Below are 18862 nucleotides of genomic sequence, written 5' to 3' on the forward strand. Positions count from 1 at the left end.
CCGCCGCCGTCTCACGTCGGCCGCGGCGACGGGTTCCGACCCTGGATCGCCTTCAGCGCGCGTTCGAGGTCCCAGGGGCCGTAGGGCTTCTTGATGAACGGTCTGACCTCCCCGAACTGCCGCAGCTCGGCGGAGGCGTAACCGGAGGCGAGCGCGAAGGGGATGCCGGCCGCGCGAAGCGCCTCGACGATCGGCAGGGCGGATCGGCCGCCGAGATTGGCGTCGACGATCGCGGCATCCGGGTCGGACTGGCCGAGCAACCTGAGGGCCGCGTCGACATTTGCGACAGGTCCCAGAACCTCGTGGCCGAGATCCTCGAGCATGTCCTGGAGCTCGAAGGCGATCATCGCCTCATCCTCGACGGCGAGGATGCGGAGGCGGTCAATCTTCATCGGCGAGGGCGTTCTCGGCCGGCAGCGACATTCGACAGATGACCCCAGCCGGCGCGTAGTCCAGGTCCACGTTTCCGTCGAGCTCGTGCGCGATCCCGCGCTCCAGCATGCGCCGTCCGAACCCCTCGCGGGTCGGCGGCGCCACGGTCGGTCCGCCCTGTTCCTTCCAGATCACCTGCAACTGCCTGTCCCTGCCTTTCCCTTCAAGCTCCCAGGTCAGCAGAATTGTTCCCGCCGGCACCGAGAAGGCGCCGTACTTCACCGCGTTCGTGGCCAGCTCGTGCAGTGCCATCGACATCGGGATGGCGGCGACCGGTGCGAGCCGCACCCGCGGTCCCTCGATCCGAAGCTTGGCGTCCGCGTCCGTGAAGCTGCCGAGCAGGGCCTCGGCGAGCTTGCGCAGATCGGTGCCGCGCCAATGCTGTTCCGTCAACAGGGCGTGCGCCCGACCCAGCGCCCGCACACGCTCTCCGAAGGCGGCGGTGAACTTCGCCGGCTCGGGCGTCGACCGCAGCGTCTGGTTCGCGATCGACTGGACCACCGCGAGCATGTTCTTCACCCGGTGGTTCAGTTCGCCCATCATCAGTTCACGCTCGCGCTCGTGGCGCTTCCGCTCGGTGATGTCCTGAAACAGGATCGCGACCTGCCTTGCGTCGACCTTGGTGACGTTGATCTCGAACCAGCTGCCGAGCTGCTGGGCGAAGAGCTCGGCATGCGCCGGCTCCCCGCTCTCCAAGACCTGCGCCGGCACCGTCCGCCAATGCGGCTCGAAATCGTTGCTGATCTCGGACATGCGCCGGCCCGTGAGGTCGGCGTGCACCATCCGGATCGCCGCCGGGTTCGCATCGGCGTAGTGGATGTCGATGGCCTCGCCGGCCTCGTCGCGGATCACCTCGGCGAGCAGATAGCCCTCGTCCATGGAGTCGAAGAGCCGGCGATAGCGCGCCTCGCTCTCGCGCAGGCGTCCTTCGGCCTCGCGCCGCGCAGAGATGTCGACGAAGCTGAGGACCACGCCCTCGATCTTGTCCTCGACCGTCCGGTAGGGACGCAGGCGCATCATCAGCCAGCGGCCGTCCCGCGTCTCGACCTCCGTCTCGACCGGGGTCAGTTCGCGCAGGACCTTGGCCGCGTCCTTCTCCACGCCGTCATAGGCCAGCTTGTGGGTGAAGTCGGTGATCGGCCGGCCGACATCGCTGTCGGTGACGCTGAAGAGCTGCTCGACGGCCGGGGTCAGCATCTTGATCCGGAGCTTGGGGTCGAGGAACAGCGTGCCGATCTCGGTCGCGTTGATCAGGTTCTGAAGGTCGCTATGCGCCGAGGCGATGGCGTCGAGCTTGCCCTTCAGCTCGCTGTTGACGGTCGAGAGTTCCTCGTTGATCGACTGGAGCTCTTCCTTGCTGGTCTCGAGCTCCTCTGCGGTCGAGCGGTATTCCTCGTTGATCGACTGGAGTTCCTCGTTGGCGATCCGAAGCTCCTGGATCGACGCCTCGTGCTCGCGGCGGCTGGCGCTCAGCCGCTCCTGCGTCGTCTTGAGCTCCTCCGCCAGCTTTCGGACGCGTTCGGCATCGCCGGTATCGCCCGACGTCTCGACCGGCAGGCCCTCCGCCGAGGCGGCCCCCCCGTCGATGAACAGCACGAGCGCATGCCGCCCCGGCGAGCGCTGGCTGGCGACCGGCTGGACGTGCAGCACGACCCGCCGCCTCGAGCCGTTGAACCCGACCGAGACGGGCAGCGACAACGTCGTCTCGTCGGCCGCGAAGGCGCGATGCAGCGCGCGCGACAGCTCCGACCGAAGCTCGGGACGCACGAGGACCGGCAACTCGGAACTGAGGGGCCCCTCCGGCGGCCGGATGAAGTGTCCGGCGGTCTTGGAGAGATTGACGATGCGATGCTCCTCGTCGACCAGCGCGCTGGGCGGGGCGAACTCCTCCAGGGCCGTGGCATGGACCGAGGACGGAGCCTTCGGCGGCTGTTCGGGCTCGTGCTTGCGCCCGCCCGGCATCGGGGGCCGCTGCTCCCGCGGGAGCTGCGTCAGGAGGTCGGCGTGCCGCCCGCTCATGAGCTTCGCCGTGTAGACCCGCGCTTCGCGGTCGCAGGCGGTGAAGAGCTCGGGCTTCATGTCGACGCTCTCGGCCGAGCCGAGGAACAGGTACCGTCCCGGCTTCAGCGCGTAGTGGAAGAGCGCGAGGAGCTGACGTTGCAGTTCCCGCTCGAGATAGATCAGCAGGTTGCGGCAGACGATCAGGTCCAGGTTGATGAACGGAGGGTCCTTCAGCGCGCTGTGACGCGCGAACAGGACGAGGTCACGGATCTCCTGCCTGATCCGGTAATGCGTGCCTTCGTCGATGAAAAAGCGTTTGAGCCGGTCCTCGGAGACATCGGCCTCGATGGCCTTCGGGTAACGACCCTCCCGCGCGGTGGCGAGCGCGCCGTCGTCGAGATCGGTGGCGAAGATCTGGATGGCGGGGACCTCGCGCTGCCGCTCCGCCTCCTCGACGGCGAGCATGGCGAGGGTATACGCCTCTTCGCCCGTGGCGCAGCCGGCCGACCAGATGCGGATCTTCTCGTCCGCGTTCAGGTTGCGGAAAAGCGGCGCGATGGCCTGCTCGACCAGGCTCTCGAAGGCGCCGGGATCGCGGAAGAAGGCGGTGACCGAGATCAGCAGGTCCCCGAAGAGGTCCTGCGCCTCCTCCGGGTTCTCGCGCAGATATTGCGCGTAGGCGGCGAGGCTCGTCTGCCGCGTCACCTGCATCCGGCGGGTGATCCGCCGCAGTACCGTGGCGCGCTTGTAGCTTGAGAAGTCGTGCCCGGTGCGGGCGTGCAGGAAGGCGATGATCTGACGGACCTGGACCTCCGCCTCGTCGTCGTCCAGCCGCCGGAGCGCGGTCTTGCTTCTGGCGACCTCGGCGATCCGATCGATCAGGCGCTCCAGGGGTTCGATGAAATCGGCGACGCCGGTCGCGATGGCGCTGCGCGGCATCATCCCGTACTCCGCCTCGGCCGGATCCTGCACGAAGATGACGCCCCCCGCCTCCTTCATCTTGCGGACCCCCATCGCCCCGTCCGACCCCGCGCCGGTCAGCACGACGGCGAGCCCGTCTCCCCGCCCGGCGGCGACGGAGCGGAAGAACATGTCGATCGACGCGCGCATGTGGCGCGGCTCGGTGAAGGGCCGCGAGTGGACGTTGTTCCCTTCGATCACGAGCTCGCGGTCGGGCGCGATGACGTAGACGCAGTTCGGCTCCAGCTTCGGCGTATCGTCGACCTGACGGACCGGCATCTTCGTGCGCCCGGCCAGGATCTCGCTCATCTGGCTTTCGTGGTCCGGCGAAAGGTGCATGATCACGACGTAGGCAAGCCCCAGGTCGCCTTCGATCCGCTCGAAGAACTTCTGAAGCGCCTGCACACCCCCGGCGGATGTGCCGATCGCGCAGATCGGCGTCAGCGGCTCCTGCCGCTTCCGCGCCTCCTTGTCGACTTCAACCATCGCTGGCCTCGCTTGTTTCTTCGAGGAGACGTGCGGTCGCTTGTCTCACCCCAGCCGCGTGCTGTCGAGGCGTCCCCCGCGCCGGGCCTTGCCACGCTGTCGACGGTCCGCAGCATCTTGTGCCGTGAGCGGACCGCTTGCGAAGCATCCGGGGCCGGAGCAGGGCATATGCGACGCCGGCGGACGAGGGAGGGACGGACCGGGTCCGGAAGACCGCGTGCAGGGGGCTGAAGGAAAGGGGCCGGCGTCGAGCCGGCCAAGCGGACGGGGCATGACGGCGCTCCTGCTCGGCGATGGGATCGCCGGTTTCGCCCGCACCGAGGGGTGGCCCCGGCGAACGGGTTTCCGCGGCACACCAGTCCGGTTCGCCTCCGTCCTGGAGGAGATCCCTGACCCCGCGCCGAGAAGACCGGTCAGACCGGCTCCGCCGCGACGGTGCCGACCTCTTCGAGGATCACGAGGCCGGGCGTCACCAGGCGGAAGAGGCCCCGGCCGGTGCGTTCGATGCGCAGGCAGGCGCCGCGCTCCTCCAGGCGGCGGCGCAGCAGCACGAGCCGGGCGTCGAGGTTCTCGGCATGGGCGGGCAGCCTGAGGCGCGGGTCGAGGCGCAACTCGCGGGTGGTGAACTCGGTGCGTCCCGTCGCGGCCTGCTCCGAGAGCAGCAGCCACAGGATCGCGCCCGCGACGCCCTTGATGAGGTAGTCGTGGTCGAGGAACAGGCTGTCGTCGCGCGGGTAGTGCTGCACGGTGACCGAACTCTGCGCGCAGCCGGCGGGCAGGGGGGCGGGCGTGCCGCCCGGCACCGGCTCCTCGCGCCGCAAGAGCGCGCCCATCAGCCCCAGATGCCCCGCGACCAAAGCCAGCGCGTCCTCGTCCTCGTGGGCGAAGCGCATGATCTCGTGCGACTCCGCAAACAGCACGCCCGCGACGCGGCCCTCGGCCAGGATCGGCACGGCGATCTGGCTGTGCGGCGTCTGCAGCCCGGGCATCGGCACGCCCGCAGGCGCCTCGGCCAGTAGCCCCGCGCTGAGCGCGGCCGCCTTCAGCGCCGCACCGTAGCGGTAGTCGGCGCTGGCATGGCCGATGCGGATCGGCACGCCCTCGCGCGCGGCGGTGCCGATCACGCCTTCGCCGGGCAGGATCTCGGCGCCCGCGCCCGAGCGGCCATAGCCGCGCGAGTCGACCGCGAAGAGCCGCCCGTCCCCTTCTGCGAGGAACAGCATGACGTGCTCGATCCGCAGGTGACGCACCAGCCCGTCGAGCGCCGCGTCGACGAGCGCGTCGAAGTCCTCCGCCGCGGCCATGTCGGCGCAGCAGGCCCGCGCCGCCGCCAGCAGGCAGAGCCCGCGACGCGGCGGCACGAGGCGCGCCGGGGCGGTCTGCTCGACGCTCTCGACACTGAAGACGTCCGCGCCGAGCAGGCGGAACACGCCCTCCAGCCCGTGATGCGAGGCGATGCCCGAGAGCTTGGCGCGCATCATCTCGAACAGCGGCCCGGACTCGCGCGTCTCGACATAGTCGAGCTGCAGCCGGTACTGCGCCATGGTGCTCGGGTCGATGGCGATGACCGAGGCGCGGCGGGTGGCCAGCAGGTTGCGGCGCGTCTTGTTGAAGAACTGGTAGGAGAGCGCGACGTGCTGCTCGTCGACCCAGTGCACCTGGCTGATCATCGAGGCATTGGGCATCCCCTCCGCATCGCAGGTGCACAGGTAGGACACGCAGATGCCGTCCATCGCGCCGCGGATCGCGCGCAGGTCGAGCGCGGTCATGCGGCGGGCTCCGCGCGCAGCTCCGTGCCCGCGCCGGGGCCGGGGGTCTGCGTGAACACCTGCTCGGGGAGGAACTCGACGGAGACGAGGTCGTCCGCGTCGAAAGCCGAGATGCCGCGCGCCTGGGCGGGCTCGTAGCCGAGCCGCAGCAGGTAGTCCGTCAGCACGGCGACCTGGCGCGCCGCCTCGGTGGCGTCGTCCGGCCGGGCGGGGGTGACGGTGACAGCGCGCGCCTTGAGCTGGATGGAGCGGTGGTCGCGCGGGTGGCTGAAGGTGGCCGCGATCGCGGCGCCGGCCGCCAGCGCCTCCAGCAGGGGACCGTTGCCGAGCCGCTGGGCAAGCACACGCACCGTGCCGTCCGCCTCGACGCGGGCGGCGGTGCCGCTGCCGACCAGGGGCCGCCCGTCGGCGCCGCGCGTGCCGAGGATCGGATGCGCGCCCGATTGCAGGAAGGCGCGCAGATGCGGGGGAAGCGTGCCGGGCGCGGGCGCGGCGCCGCGCCAGGCGGCGATGTCGTCGAGGGGGGTGGCATAGCCTTGGTGGCCCATGGGCAGCGTCCGCACGCGCGGCCGCGCGACAGGATGCGGCCCGTAACAGGCCGACGATACCGCACGAGCCGCCCGCGGAGAAGCGTAATGTTCGGGCCGAGCACATGGCGACGCGCCCGGCCTCCCGCGGGGGCGGCCGGACGCAGGGCAGGGGCACGTCCCCGGGCGGTGCAAGGCCGCCCGGGGCGACAGCTCAGTTCGTGACCGGCGCCGCGTCGGGCGTGCGCGCCACGAGGCCGTCGATCGAGACGACATGCGTGCCCGCTTCCTCGTCCCAGGAGACGCTCCAGCTATCCGGCAGCGCGACCTCGCGGGCGACCTTCGCGGGCTGGTCCAGCTTGCCCCCGAACTCCCGCTTCGACGCGAGCAGGTCGCGCGTGACCATCGGCTCGACGAAGGTGACCTCTCCGTCCCAGGCGCCGTAGATCAGCACCGCCTCGAAACGCGCGCCCGCGAAGACCGGGTCCATCGCGTCGAGCCAGTGCTCGCCCATCGCCGGGATCGGCTCGGGCTGCGGGGGCGCCATGAAGGTGGCGGGCAGGTAAGACGCGTCGGGCCGGTTGGCGGCCTTCTCCTGGAAGAGCGGGTCGGCCGGGTCGATGGCCAGCCGCTCGGCTTCCGTGGTCATGTAGAAGTGAACGTCGAAATGGGGCGTGTCGAACAGGCCCGCGGGCTCGTGGCCATGCGGCATCCAGTCCAGCGAGACGTGGTCGTAGCCCGCCGCGCGCGCGGCTTCGGGCAGCGGCACGGTAACGAAGACCATGTCATGGGCGAGCGAGGCGACGGCCGCCTCGGTCATGGCGACGCCGATGCGCGTGGCGCGGCCTTCGGCGTCGGTCTCGGCGAAGGCGTGGACGGTGCCCTCGCCGAGCGACATCGCGGGGCCGGTCTGGATTTCCTGCGCCAGCGCGGGGAAGGGGGCGAGGGCGAGGCCGGCGAAAAGCGCGGCGCGGATGGAACGGGTCACTGGAGTTTCCTTCATGGTTGGGTGTTCGGGTTGGGCTCCGCCTGGCGCGCGGCCGGACAGAGGGTCGTGGGGGCCGCGCTCAGGCGGCGGCGTCCGTCCTGAGCGTGCGCAGCAGGGCGAGCTTCTCGGCGTCGCCCGGGGCGGGCGTCGTGTCGTGGCGGAAGGCGTGGGCCGCGGCCAGCGTCCGCTCGGGCGCGTCCGGCAGCGGGTCGGGACCGGACAGCCGGTAGGAGACCGGCGAGAGCGGCCCGAGCATCAGCGCATGCTCCAGCGCCGGGTGGCGGCGCGGATCGGGCTCCACCCCCGCCCCGGCGGCGAAGATCGCCGCGGCGAGGTGCATCGGCGGCTCCGGCGGCAGGACGGCGTCGAGGCCTGCGCGCATCTGCGCCTCCGACGGCATCGGCACCGCACCCGACCAGGCATAGGCGATCCAGCGGGCCTGAAGCTCCAGCGTCGGGAAGTAGGGGCCGGCCTGCGGGTAGAGCCCGAGGAAGGCGAGGCCCGGCAGGTCCGGGTGGAAGGTCAGCCCGTGCAGTCTCAGGTCGCCCTCCGGGCAGGCGGTGCTGCGGGTCTCGTCGTCGAGGAAGGGCAGCGAGACGTCGTAGCCCGTGCCCAGCACGATCGCGTCGTAGACCGACATCGCATGGTCGGTGAAGGCGACGGCGTGGCCCTCGATCCGCTCGATCCAGGGGCGTACGCGGATGCGGCCCTCGGCGACGAGCGGCAGGAAGTTCTGCGACAGCGCCAATCCCGCGGCGAAGACGTCCGCGTCGGGGGCGGGCGCGCCGACCTGCGCGGGCGAGCCGGTCCAGTCGAGGATCATCGCCTTCAGCGCATCGGCGAATGCCGAAGGCGGCAGGGTGGCGCCCGCGATGGCCGCGAAGCGGGTGAAGGCGATCAGGTCGTTGGGCACCCCGCGCACCAGCTTCGGCGCGATCCAGCGCATCCTGCGGCAGGCGAGCGTGACGCTGCGCGCGCCACCCTGGGCGAGTTCGCAGGCGATCTCCAGCGCGGAGATCGAGCAGCCCGCGACCAGCACGTCCCGCCCGCGATGGGCCGCCGCGCCCTGATAATCGAAGCTGTGGATCACGCCGCCCGCACCGGTGAAGCCGGAGAGACCGGGGATATCTGGCCGCCGCGGCGCGTTGTAGCGGCCGGAGGCGACGACCACCCGGGCGAAGACCTCCTGGCGCCGGCCATCCGGGCCGTCCGAGGCGACCAGCCAGCCCGCGCCGTCGCGGGCCACCCGCTCGACGCGGGTGTCGAGCCGGATCGCGCGGGTCAGGTCCTGCTGGCGGGCGTAGCGCTCCAGGTAGGCGAGCACGTCCTCCTGCGCCGGGAAGACCGGCGTGCCGGGCGCATGGTCGAGGTCGGAGAAGGCGGTCGTCACGCGGCTCGTGTTGGCGCGCATGCCGGGCCAGACGCCGCTCAGGGGCTGGCCGGCATTCCACTGGCCGCCGAGGCGGGAGGCGGCCTCGAAGACCGTGGGGCGGAAGCCCGCGCGCTTGAGCCAGGCCGCGGCGGCGAGACCGCCGGGACCGGCGCCGATGACGGCGACGGCGCGCGGGTCGTGGCGGAAGAAGGTGAGGGACATGGGGGTGCTCCTTGATGAGAGAGGGAAGGGGATCACTCGGCCGGCATCGCGACGGCGCGGGGCGCGCGGCGGCCCCTGAGGGCGCGGAAGCCGACCGTGAGGAACAGCGCGACGGAAAGCACGGTCAGCGCCTCGCCCGGCAGCATGATCGGCAGGCCGAGATCGGGGCGGCCCGAGACGAGCAGGCCGAGCCCGACCATGAAGGGCGGCAGGCCGATCAGCGCGGTCCAGAAATGCGCCTGCGACAGCCGCCACGACGCGGCCTCGGGGAAGAAGCGGTGGAACGCGCCGTAGAGGAAGAACGACACCCAGCCGAGCAGGTTGAGATGCGCGTGCACGGGCCGGAGCGTGAAGTCCTGGGTCTGGCCCATGTACACGGCGACGCCCACGCCGCCTGCGAAGAAGCAGAGCGCGCCGGCGAAGAAGCGGTTGGACAGGTCGGTCATGTTGGTCTCCTGGGTTCTGTCGATGTGAAGGGATCAGTCCGCCGCCGCGACACGCACGGGGGCGGGCAGGGGCGTCAGCCTTTCGGCGCCGGTCCCCGCGATCAGGGCGATCTCGGGCGTGCTCGCGACCCCGCTCCGCCGCATGCCCTCGGCAAGGAGGTCGGAGGAGGCGAAGGCGCGGGCCTCGGCGGCAGAGCGCCAGAGGAACACGGCCGTGACGGCCGCCTGGTCGCGCGGGTCCGTGACGAGATGCGCGGCCAGCTCTCCCGCCTCCCGCCGCAGGGGCAGGGCGCCGTCGAAGGCGCGGCGCCACGCGGTCAGGTCGGCGACGTCGTGGCGGACGACCAGCAGGGCCGGGGCGTCCGGCTCCGCGCCGGGTCCGATTGCGAGGGCGAACAGCAGTCCGGCCATCGCAGTCATCAGTCCGAGCTTCAGCGCGGCGTCGCGCCGTGCGGGGGCGAGATTGGCGGGGACATGGGTCGGCGGGAACATGGCGGCTCTCGGCATCGGGGCGAGCGACGCCGTCCCGCGCATCGCGGGGGCGCCGTGTCATCGGGCGGGTTCGGGGTCGGTCCGCGCATCGCGCGGAGGGTGGGATCGGCCGGTCCGCCTTCGTTTCGGCAGCGGACCGGCCGTGAGCGGTCCTCTAGAACGCAACGGGCGCTGGCGCCTGCTAGAAGGTTCCTAACCGGATGCTAAAAGACCGCTAAGCGCGGCGTCAGGCGGCCCGCTCCTCCGAATCCGGCGTGGGCGCGCGCGGAGCGGCATGGTCGAGGAAGAAGTCCTCGAAGCCACCCGGCGTGACCCGGGCCAGCATCCGCCCCGGACCGGCTTTGGAAGGGGCCGGTCGGCCGTATCGAGGGCACCCTCGGTCCGTGAAGCGCCCTGGCGCGGCGGAACAGGGAACGTCGCCGTCTGGCGGATGCCGGTCGCGGGCAAGCGGGGCGCCGCCGCGCAGAACCGACGCCTCCGGACGATCCTCTCCCTCGAGGGGATCGAAAGCGGGACTCGTTCGTTGGGAAGGATGATCAAACGGACACGCGGCACCAAATGACCACGCCAGAACGAACACGCGCCCTGAGCGATGTCCTCGACCGGCTCGAGCACTCGATCCACGACCAGAGCGTCACAGTCGAGGAGGTCGTGGAGGAGCTTGGCCACAGGTCCTTCGGCTCGCTCATGCTGATCTTCTCGCTGATCTCGACCTCGCCGGCGAGCGCGATCCCCGGCCTCACGGCGGTCACGGCGGGCATCACCTTCCTGATGGTGGTGCAGATGATCCTCGGGCGCGACAGCATCTGGCTGCCGCGGTTCATCGCCCGGCGGAAGATGTCGACGGCCAAGCTCTGCAAGGGGGTCGGCTGGCTGCGCAAGCCCGTCGAGTTCATCGAGCGCTTCCTGAAGCGGCGGCTGACCTTCCTGTTTCACCGCCCCTGGCTCTGGCTACCGCTGGTCCTGATCCTGTGCCTCACGCTCTTCATGCCGTTCATGGAGATCGTGCCGACCTCGGGCTCCATCGCCTCGGCGGTGATCGCGCTGTTCGCGGCGGGGCTGCTCACGCGGGACGGGGTGCTGGTCGTGCTGTCGCTCGCGCTGCTGCTAGCGATCCCGTTCGCCGTCTGGCAGTTCGGCTTCGCAGGCTGAGGCGCCGGGTCGGGGGTAGTCCTTCCGTGCTCCGGCCCCTAGTTGGATACCGGCCGCGAGCCGCATGGAGAGGTCGATGATCCGGAGATTCCTGAGCGATGGGGGCCGCCTGCGCGCGATCGAGGGCCCGCCCGAGCCGGAGGAGGCGGCGGTCTGGATCGACCTGCTCACCCCTTCGCCCGAGGAGGAGGACGCGGTCGAGGCGCTGGTCGGGGTGAACGTCCCCACGCGCGAGGAGATGGAGGAGATCGAGATCTCCTCCCGGCTCTACAACGAGGACGGCGCGGCCTTCATGACCGCCCTCCTGCCCGCGCTGCGCGAGGACGAGGACGACCCCGAGATGTGCCCGGTGACCTTCGTGCTGGCCGGTCGGCGCCTGGTCACGATCCGGTATCACGAGCCTCGCGCCTTCAACAGCTTCCCGGCCCGCGCGGCCAAGACCTCGGCGGGCCTCGACGACGGCGAAGCCGTGCTGATCGCGCTGCTCGAGGCGATCGTCGACCGGCTGGCCGACATCCTAGAGCGCGCCGGCCGCGAGGTCGACGGGATCTCGCGCGCGGTGTTCCGGCCCAAGCGGGGCGTGACCGGGGCCGACCGGGACTTCCAGTCGCTGCTGGAGCAGATCGGGCGCAAGGGCGACCTCGTCTCCAACATCCGCGACAGCCTCGTCACGCTCGAGCGGCTGGCGGGCTTCCTTGCGCATGGCACGCTGACGCGGGGCGGCGAGGAGGAAACGCGCGAGCGTGTGAGGACGCTCGCGCGGGATGTGGGGTCGCTGGCTGGCCATGCCGGCTTCCTGTCGCAGAAGGTGACCTTCCTGCTGGACGCGACGCTGGGCATGATCAACATCGAGCAGAACGGGGCCATCAAGGTCCTCTCGGTCGCCGCCGTCGCCTTCCTGCCGCCGACGCTGGTCGCGTCGATCTACGGCATGAACTTCGAGCACATGCCCGAGCTCGGCTGGGCCTTGGGCTATCCGTTCGCGCTGGGGCTGATGGTGGTGCTGGCGGTGCTGCCGCTGCTATACTTCAAGCGGCGGGGCTGGTTCTGACGGGCGCTCAGGCGCCCGCCGCTTCCCGCGCTGCTGCGACGCGCCCGCTCGTCTTCCACAGCGACCAGTCGATGCCGGTGCAGAGTCGATCGCGAAGAGGATGTCCGCGACCTCGATCACGATCAGCGCGAGGAACAGCGGCGACGCGAAACGCGTGACCCGCCCCGTCGCCGGATGCGGCTCGCCTACGAAGAAGGCGTGGCCGCGGATCGTGCCGGTGCCGCGCATCCGCCGCTTCAGCGGGCGCAGCAGGCGGTTGTTCTCCAGGTCCGTGTAGCTTGTCCTCGCTATGGAACATCCATGTGCGGGGACGTGTTGGTCAGGCGGACTACAACCAAAGGATGATAGATATGCCTGTTGCACGCGTTACGGAAATCTCCGCGACTTCGCCCAATAGCTTCGACGATGCCGTCGCCACTGGCATCGAGCGTGCCTGCAAGACGCTTCGCAACGTCGAAGGCGCCTGGGTCAAGGACATGAACGTCATGATCGAGAACAATGCGGTGAAGGCCTACAAGGTCAACCTCTGCATCACCTTCGTCCTCGACGACAGCGACCAGCTGTAAGCCTTCGGCAGCGACGCGCCGGTCCCGTGCCGGCGCGTCGCCCCCGTCCCGGCCGCGGCCGGGACGCTCCCCATGACGAGGTCGTCGGCGGGCGGGGGCAGCGCGGGAACGGCAGCGCGCCCTGCCGCCCCGCATCCCTGTCAGCCGGCGAGCATCAGTCCGGTTCCGAAGATCACCCCCATCACGAGCGCGAAGACGAGCCAGTGAAGCACGACCTGGAGATAGGGCCGTGACGGCTGTCCGCTGCCCGGAATCGGCCGGGCCGCATGCCGGACGGCGCGCTCGGACAGCCAGAGCGCGACGAAGCCCGTGCCGAGCCCGGCGACGAGGAGGATGAGGAGGTCAAGCATCGCACGCCACCTCACGCAGTCCGGTGGCGGGATGGAGGCGAGACGGACGCGTGGCGTCCGGTTCGACCGTTCGAAGCAGGAAAAGGGAGCCCAAGATGGTCACCTCGAAGGGGCCGCGTTCGGGCGGTCATCCAGCGGGATCGCGGGCGTGACACCGAACGCGTTCGGCGCGGTCCGACATCACGGCGGTTCACCGTCGTCAGAGGGGCCCGGCCCGCTCGCGGCAGATCGCCATGCCGCGGCGCAATTCAAGAGGGCGATGAGACCATTTTCGCAGGCCGCTCGTCAGGCCGCCAGCGGCGCGACGATCGAGGCCCCGAAGCGCAGCGCGATGCACGTGGCGGCGAGGGCGGAGGCGAGCGCCGCGCGCCGGTTCAGGATGGCGCTGCGGTTCATCGCGACGACCAGCCGATTGATGTCCGCCGCGTCCAGCACCTCATGGGCCGAGATGCGGCGCACCGTGCGGGACCCGGCCTGGTACCAGAGGACCGCCGCCGCCAACGAGGCGAAGATCGCTGCCGCATCGAGGACGTAGAACAATGGGGGCATGGAATGGCCTCCTCCGTCGGGTCAGGTCGCTTCTGGCGCAGGCGGCGCATCCGCGGACGGCGTCTGTCCGGCATCGGCAACAAGGTCGAGCATCTCTTCGGTTATCTCCTGCTCCAGCGCGACGGCACGGGCGGGCGGGCAGTAGAGGGTGATCTCCACCCGCAGCTTTCCCAGATCGGTCGTGCGGAACCTGACCTCGGGGGCGGGATCGGGCAGGTCCGCGCGCGTCCGTCGCTCCAGCCGCTCGTTGGCCTGCGCGGCGGCGGCGCGGACTGGTTCGTAGTGACGCGCGACGATCTCCCGGATCGTCCCGCGGGCGCGCAGGGTCCCGGGCGTCGCCTCCACCGTCACGACGAAGCGGTGGTAGACATGCTCGCGCAGCGCGGTGAGGTTGCGCACCGGCGAGGTCAGAAGCGCGCTGTTCGGGACGGTGACGACCGGCCCGGTCGGCATGTAGGCATGCGCGTCGGACCCATACTCGTGCAGCGTCGTGGCGAGCAGCGTGTGGTCGGCCACCTCGCCCCGCAGCGCGCCGACCTCGATAAGGTCGCCGACGCTGAAGGCCCGCGTCGACGCGCGCAGGACGGCGCCCGACAGGCACAGGATCAACTCCTTGGTCGCGACGACGATGGCGACCGCCACCGCCGTCAGCGACAGCGCCAGCGTGCGCAACTGCGGCGCCCAGATGAGGACCAGCCCGACGAGGAAGATGAACAGGAACAGATTTCGGCCGGTCGCGAGCCAGCGCCGCTGCACCTGCGGGGCGAGGTCCGCGCGGGCCCGGATCGTGCCCGTGACGATCCCGCGCGCGGCGAGCAGGACCACGAGCAGGATGAGCGAGGCGAGCAGATCGAACTTCGCGAGATCGGCGAGGTCGATCGGAAGGTCGGGCAGGGAGAGATCGTCGAACATGTCAGGGGGCGAAATGGGATCGGAGATCGCCAGGGCAAGCTTTCGGCAAGCCCGTGGCCCTTGCCCGGGGTTAGATCGATGGGGATTGCCCGAGCCTCGGCTGATTGCGGGCGCTTTCTGCCCGTGGTTGCGGAGAAGGCGGGGATGGCCCCGGGTCGTGGCGGCGACCGTCTCCGTCATGGCGCCACCTCTGCGCCGCCAGATAGTGCCAGCGCCAGTCCCCTACGGACGGCAGGATCGGCAAGAGACGAGGATCGAGAACGAGGTGGCCCTGAAGGCCATTGCGAGGGCGGCCCTCCGCTCCAATCTCGCCGCGACAAGAGCCGCTTTAGGTGCGACCTACGCTTCGTCGCTCGGCTTCGACCCGCCGCCGGACTTCCCCAAACACGGGATCCGATTCCTGACGGGCCCTAGGTTTGGGCCTCGGCGGCCGGCGGGCGCAGGCACCGGCGGCGGAGCGCGCGGGCTTCGGTCCAGAGGACCCAGGCGAAAAGCGGCCGCAGCAGCGCGGCGGAGGGCGCGTGGGCCTCCAGCGCCGTCGTGGCCCGTGTCCCCGTCCCCTCGGGCTCCACGGCATGCGTGCCCGTAAAGAGCAGGCGTCCACCGTCCCGCCGCTCCCATTCGAACAGCCGTCCGGATTCCAGCCGGGTCACCTGCCAGACCGCCTCGCGCTGCATCGGCTGGGCCACCGCGAAGCGGGCGCCGGGGCGGAGCGGCCCGTCGAGCGCCCGGACGCGCGTGACCGTCGGCATCCAGTCCGGCCAGGCCACGACATCGGCCGTCCTCTCCCAGACGAGGGCGGGCGGGGCGGCGATGCCGATGGAGCGCGAAAGCTTCACGATCGCCCTCCCGGGGTCGCGGTCATGCCGGCACGGCGAGGCCGAACCGCGCTGAAAGGGTCCCGATGCTGCCCATATCCATCTCGATCCCGTAACGCGCGCAGATTGCGGCGGCCTGCCCCCAATCCTCCGCCGCGATCGCGGGCGCCATCTCGGCGAAGTAACCCTCGAAGCCGCCCGGCACGATCAACTCGACCAGGCGCGCGGGGGCATCGGTCGCGTTCCAGAAGGCGTGCGGGACGCCGCGTGGCTTGGAGACAACGTCGCCCGGCCGCGCCTCGAGCACGCGGTCGCCGACCATGACGCCGACGCAGCCCTCGAGGATGAAGGAGAACTCGTCCTCGCGGGAATGCGTGTGGAGGGGGGCGCCGAGGCTGAGGGGCGCGAGCGGATGCTCGACCAGCGCGGCCATGCCACCGGTCGCGGCGGCGGAGGCAAGGGAACGGACGCCGAGACCGCCGAGGCGGATGGGCGCCTCGGCGGCGCGGAGAAGGACAGGATCGTGGAGGGTCATGGGGGCGCTTTCGATAAGCAGTGTGATGCACGAATAATCGAGACTGGTCAGCCCGTCAATTCGGCTCTACATGCTGCTGCATGAAAAGAGCCTACACGCAGACCCGCCGCGCCGCCGCCGCCGCCGAGACGCGCCGCCGCATCGTCGAGGCGACCGTGGCGCTGCACCGCGAGGTCGGGCCGCGCGCCACCACCGTGACAGGCATCGCCGAACGGGCCGGGGTGGATCGGGTGACGGTCTACAAGCACTTCCCCGAGGAGGCCGACCTCGTGGCCGGCTGCCAGGCGCACTGGCTGTCGCTTCACCCGCCTCCGGACCTGGCCGGGCTGGCGGGGATCGCCGACCCGGAGGCGCGCCTGAGCGCGGCGCTCGGCGCGCTTTGGGACTGGTATGCGCGGACGCGGGAGATGACGGCGCATGTGCTGCGGGACGGCCCGGCGCTCGCCTCGTTCGCGGAGGTGCTGGCCGGGATGCGGGCGCAGCGCATGGCTCTTGCCGAGGCGCTGGCAGCGGGCCGCGCGCCGCATCCGGGCCTCCTCCCCGCGCTGATGCTCGCCACCGACTTCCGCACCTGGGAGGTGCTGGTCCACGAGGGCGGGCTCGATCACGAAACCGCCCTCGCCCTCGTCGTCGGCTGGCCCCCGTGAGCCGGTCCGGGGCTAGTGCCGAGCGGGGCTTGTCGCGTCTCGCGGTGGCTCGCCGTCCGAACGTCAGGCGGTGGGTCCAATTTCGGGACCCGTGACGGACGCCCGTTCTCGGTCCGACAGCGTGCCAAGGCCCGGGAAATCCCCGGCCTTCACCGGCGTACGCTCCGGACCCGAACGCGCGCCCGGTCGCCTCGCGCAAGCGGCTCAGGGCGTGCGGACGTAGACCAGCGACATCGCGTCCTTCATCTCGATCGGCCCGCCCATGTAGTCGGGTCCGATCGGCGGCGTCCGCAGCGCAAGGCGCCAGCCGGTCCCCTTGATGCCCTCGACCGGCAGCGTCAGCGGGTCGAGTTCGGCGGTCGGCTTGCCCTCGAGGTGGCAGACGGAGAAGATCTGCTCTCCGTCCGGACCGTGGCGCAGCGAGGTGAAGACCGTGCGCCCGTCGATGGGCGCGACATAGTCGAAGCGGTCCTTCGGCCCGTAATTGTCGCGCAGCCAGGGCCGCGCGCGGCGGAAGTTGCGGACCTGCAGGCAGAAACCGGTCTGGTCGGGATCGAGCCCGGGCAGGGAGTTCGAGACGTTGCAGTAGTCGTGCATGTCGTTCATCCAGGCCCGCGCGACCTGCTTGAGCGCCGCGACCGAGTAGGTGGGACCCGCCAGCGGCGGCTCGGACATGTTGAGCAGGCGCGCGATCTCCTCCAGGTCGTATTCCGTCACCTCGACCAGCGCCGGCAGGAACTCCATGAAGCGGGCCAGCTCCTCGCGGGTGGTGAAGCCCATCTCCTTCAGGCGTCGGAAATTGCTCGGGATCGAATAGGCGTATTCGTCGACCTGCCACTTGAGGCTGATCGCCTCCTCGGCGACGACCTTCACGCCATAGAGATCGTCCTGATTGCGCACGAAGCCCCAGCTCGCCCGCGCCAGGGCGTTGAGGAAGTCCATCGGGACCCCTGGCATCATCACATAGGTCAGGACGTGGACGGCGGGGTTGTCGTAGGCCTTGTCGAGGATCTCCATCCGCGTCCGGCCGAGCCGCGTGTTGATGTTCAGCCTCGTGTCGACCTGCGTGCCCCGGCGCAGCGTGTCATGGTTGCTGGTCCCCGAGATCCAGTTGGACCCGACCTGCACCATCTCCTTGATGCGCCAGAACTTCGACAGCCAGAACGTGTAGAGGAAGGGCGTGTTGTGCGCGAAGGTGAGCGGCCCCCACTGGAACACGTCGTTGTCGCGCTGCTGCTCGATGACGGAGCGGTAGCTGGAGCTCAGCTCCCAGTCCTCCTCGGGCCAGGGGCGGCCGTCCTCGAAGATGAACCAGGGACGATAGCGGGTGCCCGCCACCTCCTGCACGATATCGGCCATCGATTGCAGGTAGGCGTCGTCGTGGCGCAGGACCTGGGCGGAGACGTCCCACCACTTGAAGTCCTGCGCGCCGTCCACGCGCACGGCATCGGCGCCGAAATCGACCTTGCGGCGCTGCAACTCCAGCAGGATCGCCCGGACGGCGGGGTTCTGGTAGTCGAGGTTCTGGCCGTACATGTTCGGCCCGGCGAAGAAATGGCCGTTCAGCGCGCGCAGGCCCTGGTTGTCGGAATGCCCGAAGACCACGTCGAAGATCAGCTTCTTGGGCTTCGACGGGAAGTTGTGCAGCACCGAAGCGAGGTCGATAAGCTCGTCCGGGCGGCCCGATTCCAGCAGCACCGGGTTCACGGTCGCCATGCCCGAGATGACGATGTCGTAGCCCCAGTTCGTCGTGTCGGGCCTGAGCAGCGAGACGGACACGGTCTCGCCGTCGCCCTCCTCCTCCTGCCAGAAGTCGGGGCCGGATTCGTAGACCGTGGTCGGCTCCACCGGCAGCAACTGCACTGCGTCGTAACCGAGGAAGAGCTGGTCCGACGGCTCCAGCGGCAGGTCTCGGGCGACCCGTTCGGCAAGGCGCTGGTAGTGGCGCGTGAGGCTGGCGAGGGTGCCGCCCGCCGTGGCGGTGGGCACGTGGATCTGCAGGATGTTGGTCGGCGGGCCGAACTTGTGGGGCTGGCCGTCCGTTCGGAGTCCCTCGAAATAGCCCTTGTCCTCGCGCGCGGCCTGCATCGCGTCCACGTCGTAAAGCTCCGCCGGGGCCATCACGCCGAAAGGCAGCGACATGGCCAGCGGGTCGAGGATGCGGTGCCACTTGTCCTCGGCATCGCGCCAGGCCAGCGCGTAGAAATCGCCGATCCGGTCGCGCGTGCCCGCCTTCAGGCCGCGCACGGCGGTGAAGCAGTGCGCCTCTTCCCGGATGACGGGGATCCAGGCCCGCTCGAAGGCCACGGACTGATGGGCGCGGGTCAGGTCCAGCGGCTCGACCGGGCGCAGGATCTCGAGGAAGACGTCGTTCTGGGGCACCCGCGCGTCGAGGATCTCGGGCGTCCAGAAGCCGAAGATCGCGACGTCCTCCTCCAGCCGCGCGCCGAGCTTGCGGGCGACGACACGTTCGCCCTCGAAATTCGTCTCGGCGGTGAGGAGCGCCTCGCGGGCGGCCTCGGCCTCGGCGCGGGCGGTGTCTTCGACGAAGGCGACGGTGTCTTTCAGCGGCATCGGTGATCCTCTT

At 70.4% G+C, this 18862-nt stretch carries 18 protein-coding genes; 4 read left to right on the forward strand and 14 right to left on the reverse strand.

What is annotated here, in order from left to right; translation table 11 throughout:
* Positions 1 to 11 precede the first annotated feature (11 nt).
* The 8 genes from DR046_RS17690 to DR046_RS23770 all read right to left on the reverse strand — a co-directional run bounded on the left by DR046_RS17690 (position 12) and on the right by DR046_RS23770 (position 9695).
* The gene (locus tag DR046_RS17690) at positions 12 to 392 is read right to left on the reverse strand and encodes a response regulator (protein ID WP_115383711.1); all 381 of its coding nucleotides are present in this window, start codon (positions 390 to 392) and stop codon (positions 12 to 14) included.
* On the reverse strand, positions 382 to 3879 hold the full coding sequence (locus tag DR046_RS17695; protein ID WP_115383712.1) for a chemotaxis protein CheB: 3498 nt from the start codon (positions 3877 to 3879) through the stop codon (positions 382 to 384). The genes DR046_RS17690 and DR046_RS17695 overlap by 11 nt, the downstream gene beginning before the upstream one ends.
* A 413-nt stretch (positions 3880 to 4292) precedes the next feature.
* Positions 4293 to 5648: a GAF domain-containing protein gene (locus DR046_RS17700; protein WP_115383713.1), complete on the reverse strand. Its 1356-nt coding sequence runs from the start codon at positions 5646 to 5648 to the stop codon at positions 4293 to 4295.
* Positions 5645 to 6196: a hypothetical protein gene (locus DR046_RS17705; RefSeq protein WP_115383714.1), complete on the reverse strand. Its 552-nt coding sequence runs from the start codon at positions 6194 to 6196 to the stop codon at positions 5645 to 5647. The genes DR046_RS17700 and DR046_RS17705 overlap by 4 nt, the downstream gene beginning before the upstream one ends.
* Before the next feature lie 193 nt (positions 6197 to 6389).
* On the reverse strand, positions 6390 to 7163 hold the full coding sequence (locus DR046_RS17710) for a DUF5602 domain-containing protein (RefSeq protein ID WP_115383715.1): 774 nt from the start codon (positions 7161 to 7163) through the stop codon (positions 6390 to 6392).
* 79 nt (positions 7164 to 7242) lie between these two features.
* Complete coding sequence (locus DR046_RS23760) at positions 7243 to 8757, reverse strand: flavin-containing monooxygenase (RefSeq protein WP_115383716.1); 1515 nt, start codon at positions 8755 to 8757, stop codon at positions 7243 to 7245.
* 32 nt (positions 8758 to 8789) lie between these two features.
* Positions 8790 to 9203, reverse strand: coding sequence for a heme-copper oxidase family protein (locus DR046_RS23765; protein ID WP_115383717.1), 414 nt, complete (start codon positions 9201 to 9203; stop codon positions 8790 to 8792).
* A 33-nt stretch (positions 9204 to 9236) separates the two neighbouring features.
* Positions 9237 to 9695, reverse strand: a complete 459-nt coding sequence (locus tag DR046_RS23770) for a hypothetical protein (protein WP_115383718.1) — start codon at positions 9693 to 9695, stop codon at positions 9237 to 9239.
* A 558-nt stretch (positions 9696 to 10253) separates the two neighbouring features.
* Here DR046_RS23770 and DR046_RS17730 point away from each other — a divergent pair.
* From DR046_RS17730 to DR046_RS17740, 3 genes are all read left to right on the forward strand, one after another.
* Positions 10254 to 10847, forward strand: a complete 594-nt coding sequence (locus tag DR046_RS17730; protein WP_115383719.1) for an exopolysaccharide biosynthesis protein — start codon at positions 10254 to 10256, stop codon at positions 10845 to 10847.
* A 76-nt stretch (positions 10848 to 10923) separates the two neighbouring features.
* Positions 10924 to 11898: a magnesium transporter CorA family protein gene (locus DR046_RS17735; RefSeq protein WP_115383720.1), complete on the forward strand. Its 975-nt coding sequence runs from the start codon at positions 10924 to 10926 to the stop codon at positions 11896 to 11898.
* Positions 11899 to 12248: 350 nt separating this feature from the next.
* A complete protein-coding gene (locus DR046_RS17740; protein WP_115383721.1) occupies positions 12249 to 12464 on the forward strand; it encodes a dodecin family protein in 216 nt (71 codons plus the stop codon).
* A 140-nt stretch (positions 12465 to 12604) separates the two neighbouring features.
* Here DR046_RS17740 and DR046_RS17745 read toward each other — a convergent pair whose 3' ends face one another.
* From DR046_RS17745 to DR046_RS17765, 5 genes are all read right to left on the reverse strand, one after another.
* Positions 12605 to 12814, reverse strand: coding sequence for a hypothetical protein (locus tag DR046_RS17745; RefSeq protein ID WP_115383722.1), 210 nt, complete (start codon positions 12812 to 12814; stop codon positions 12605 to 12607).
* 285 nt (positions 12815 to 13099) lie between these two features.
* On the reverse strand, positions 13100 to 13363 hold the full coding sequence (locus DR046_RS17750; protein WP_115383723.1) for a hypothetical protein: 264 nt from the start codon (positions 13361 to 13363) through the stop codon (positions 13100 to 13102).
* 21 nt (positions 13364 to 13384) lie between these two features.
* Positions 13385 to 14275: a mechanosensitive ion channel family protein gene (locus DR046_RS17755; RefSeq protein ID WP_167767165.1), complete on the reverse strand. Its 891-nt coding sequence runs from the start codon at positions 14273 to 14275 to the stop codon at positions 13385 to 13387.
* 410 nt (positions 14276 to 14685) lie between these two features.
* On the reverse strand, positions 14686 to 15114 hold the full coding sequence (locus DR046_RS17760) for an SRPBCC family protein (RefSeq protein ID WP_167767166.1): 429 nt from the start codon (positions 15112 to 15114) through the stop codon (positions 14686 to 14688).
* Between the two features lie 22 nt (positions 15115 to 15136).
* A complete protein-coding gene (locus tag DR046_RS17765; protein ID WP_115383726.1) occupies positions 15137 to 15628 on the reverse strand; it encodes a cupin domain-containing protein in 492 nt (163 codons plus the stop codon).
* 80 nt (positions 15629 to 15708) lie between these two features.
* On the opposite strand from DR046_RS17765, the gene DR046_RS17770 reads away from it, so the two are divergent.
* Positions 15709 to 16275 (forward strand): TetR/AcrR family transcriptional regulator, encoded by a 567-nt coding sequence (locus DR046_RS17770; protein WP_115383727.1) that lies wholly within the window; start codon positions 15709 to 15711, stop codon positions 16273 to 16275.
* Between the two features lie 204 nt (positions 16276 to 16479).
* Here the strand turns inward: DR046_RS17770 and gghA are convergent, their stop codons facing one another.
* Positions 16480 to 18849, reverse strand: a complete 2370-nt coding sequence (gghA, locus tag DR046_RS17775) for a glucosylglycerol hydrolase (protein ID WP_115383728.1) — start codon at positions 18847 to 18849, stop codon at positions 16480 to 16482.
* Between the last annotated feature and the right edge of the window lie 13 nt (positions 18850 to 18862).

It is taken from the genome of Jannaschia formosa, assembly GCF_003340555.1.
GTDB classification, from domain to species: Bacteria; Pseudomonadota; Alphaproteobacteria; order Rhodobacterales; family Rhodobacteraceae; genus Jannaschia; species Jannaschia formosa.

Coding starts and splice junctions, on each gene's coding strand:
- DR046_RS17690 (WP_115383711.1), bottom strand. CDS start 392: ATGAAGATTGACCGCCTCCGCATCCTCGCCGTCGAGGATGAGGCGATG.
- DR046_RS17695 (WP_115383712.1), bottom strand. CDS start 3,879: ATGGTTGAAGTCGACAAGGAGGCGCGGAAGCGGCAGGAGCCGCTGACG.
- DR046_RS17700 (WP_115383713.1), bottom strand. CDS start 5,648: ATGACCGCGCTCGACCTGCGCGCGATCCGCGGCGCGATGGACGGCATC.
- DR046_RS17705 (WP_115383714.1), bottom strand. CDS start 6,196: ATGGGCCACCAAGGCTATGCCACCCCCCTCGACGACATCGCCGCCTGG.
- DR046_RS23760 (WP_115383716.1), bottom strand. CDS start 8,757: ATGTCCCTCACCTTCTTCCGCCACGACCCGCGCGCCGTCGCCGTCATC.
- DR046_RS23765 (WP_115383717.1), bottom strand. CDS start 9,203: ATGACCGACCTGTCCAACCGCTTCTTCGCCGGCGCGCTCTGCTTCTTC.
- DR046_RS23770 (WP_115383718.1), bottom strand. CDS start 9,695: ATGTTCCCGCCGACCCATGTCCCCGCCAATCTCGCCCCCGCACGGCGC.
- DR046_RS17730 (WP_115383719.1), top strand. CDS start 10,254: ATGACCACGCCAGAACGAACACGCGCCCTGAGCGATGTCCTCGACCGG.
- DR046_RS17735 (WP_115383720.1), top strand. CDS start 10,924: ATGATCCGGAGATTCCTGAGCGATGGGGGCCGCCTGCGCGCGATCGAG.
- DR046_RS17740 (WP_115383721.1), top strand. CDS start 12,249: ATGCCTGTTGCACGCGTTACGGAAATCTCCGCGACTTCGCCCAATAGC.
- DR046_RS17745 (WP_115383722.1), bottom strand. CDS start 12,814: ATGCTTGACCTCCTCATCCTCCTCGTCGCCGGGCTCGGCACGGGCTTC.
- DR046_RS17750 (WP_115383723.1), bottom strand. CDS start 13,363: ATGCCCCCATTGTTCTACGTCCTCGATGCGGCAGCGATCTTCGCCTCG.
- DR046_RS17755 (WP_167767165.1), bottom strand. CDS start 14,275: ATGTTCGACGATCTCTCCCTGCCCGACCTTCCGATCGACCTCGCCGAT.
- DR046_RS17765 (WP_115383726.1), bottom strand. CDS start 15,628: ATGACCCTCCACGATCCTGTCCTTCTCCGCGCCGCCGAGGCGCCCATC.
- DR046_RS17770 (WP_115383727.1), top strand. CDS start 15,709: ATGAAAAGAGCCTACACGCAGACCCGCCGCGCCGCCGCCGCCGCCGAG.
- gghA (WP_115383728.1), bottom strand. CDS start 18,849: ATGCCGCTGAAAGACACCGTCGCCTTCGTCGAAGACACCGCCCGCGCC.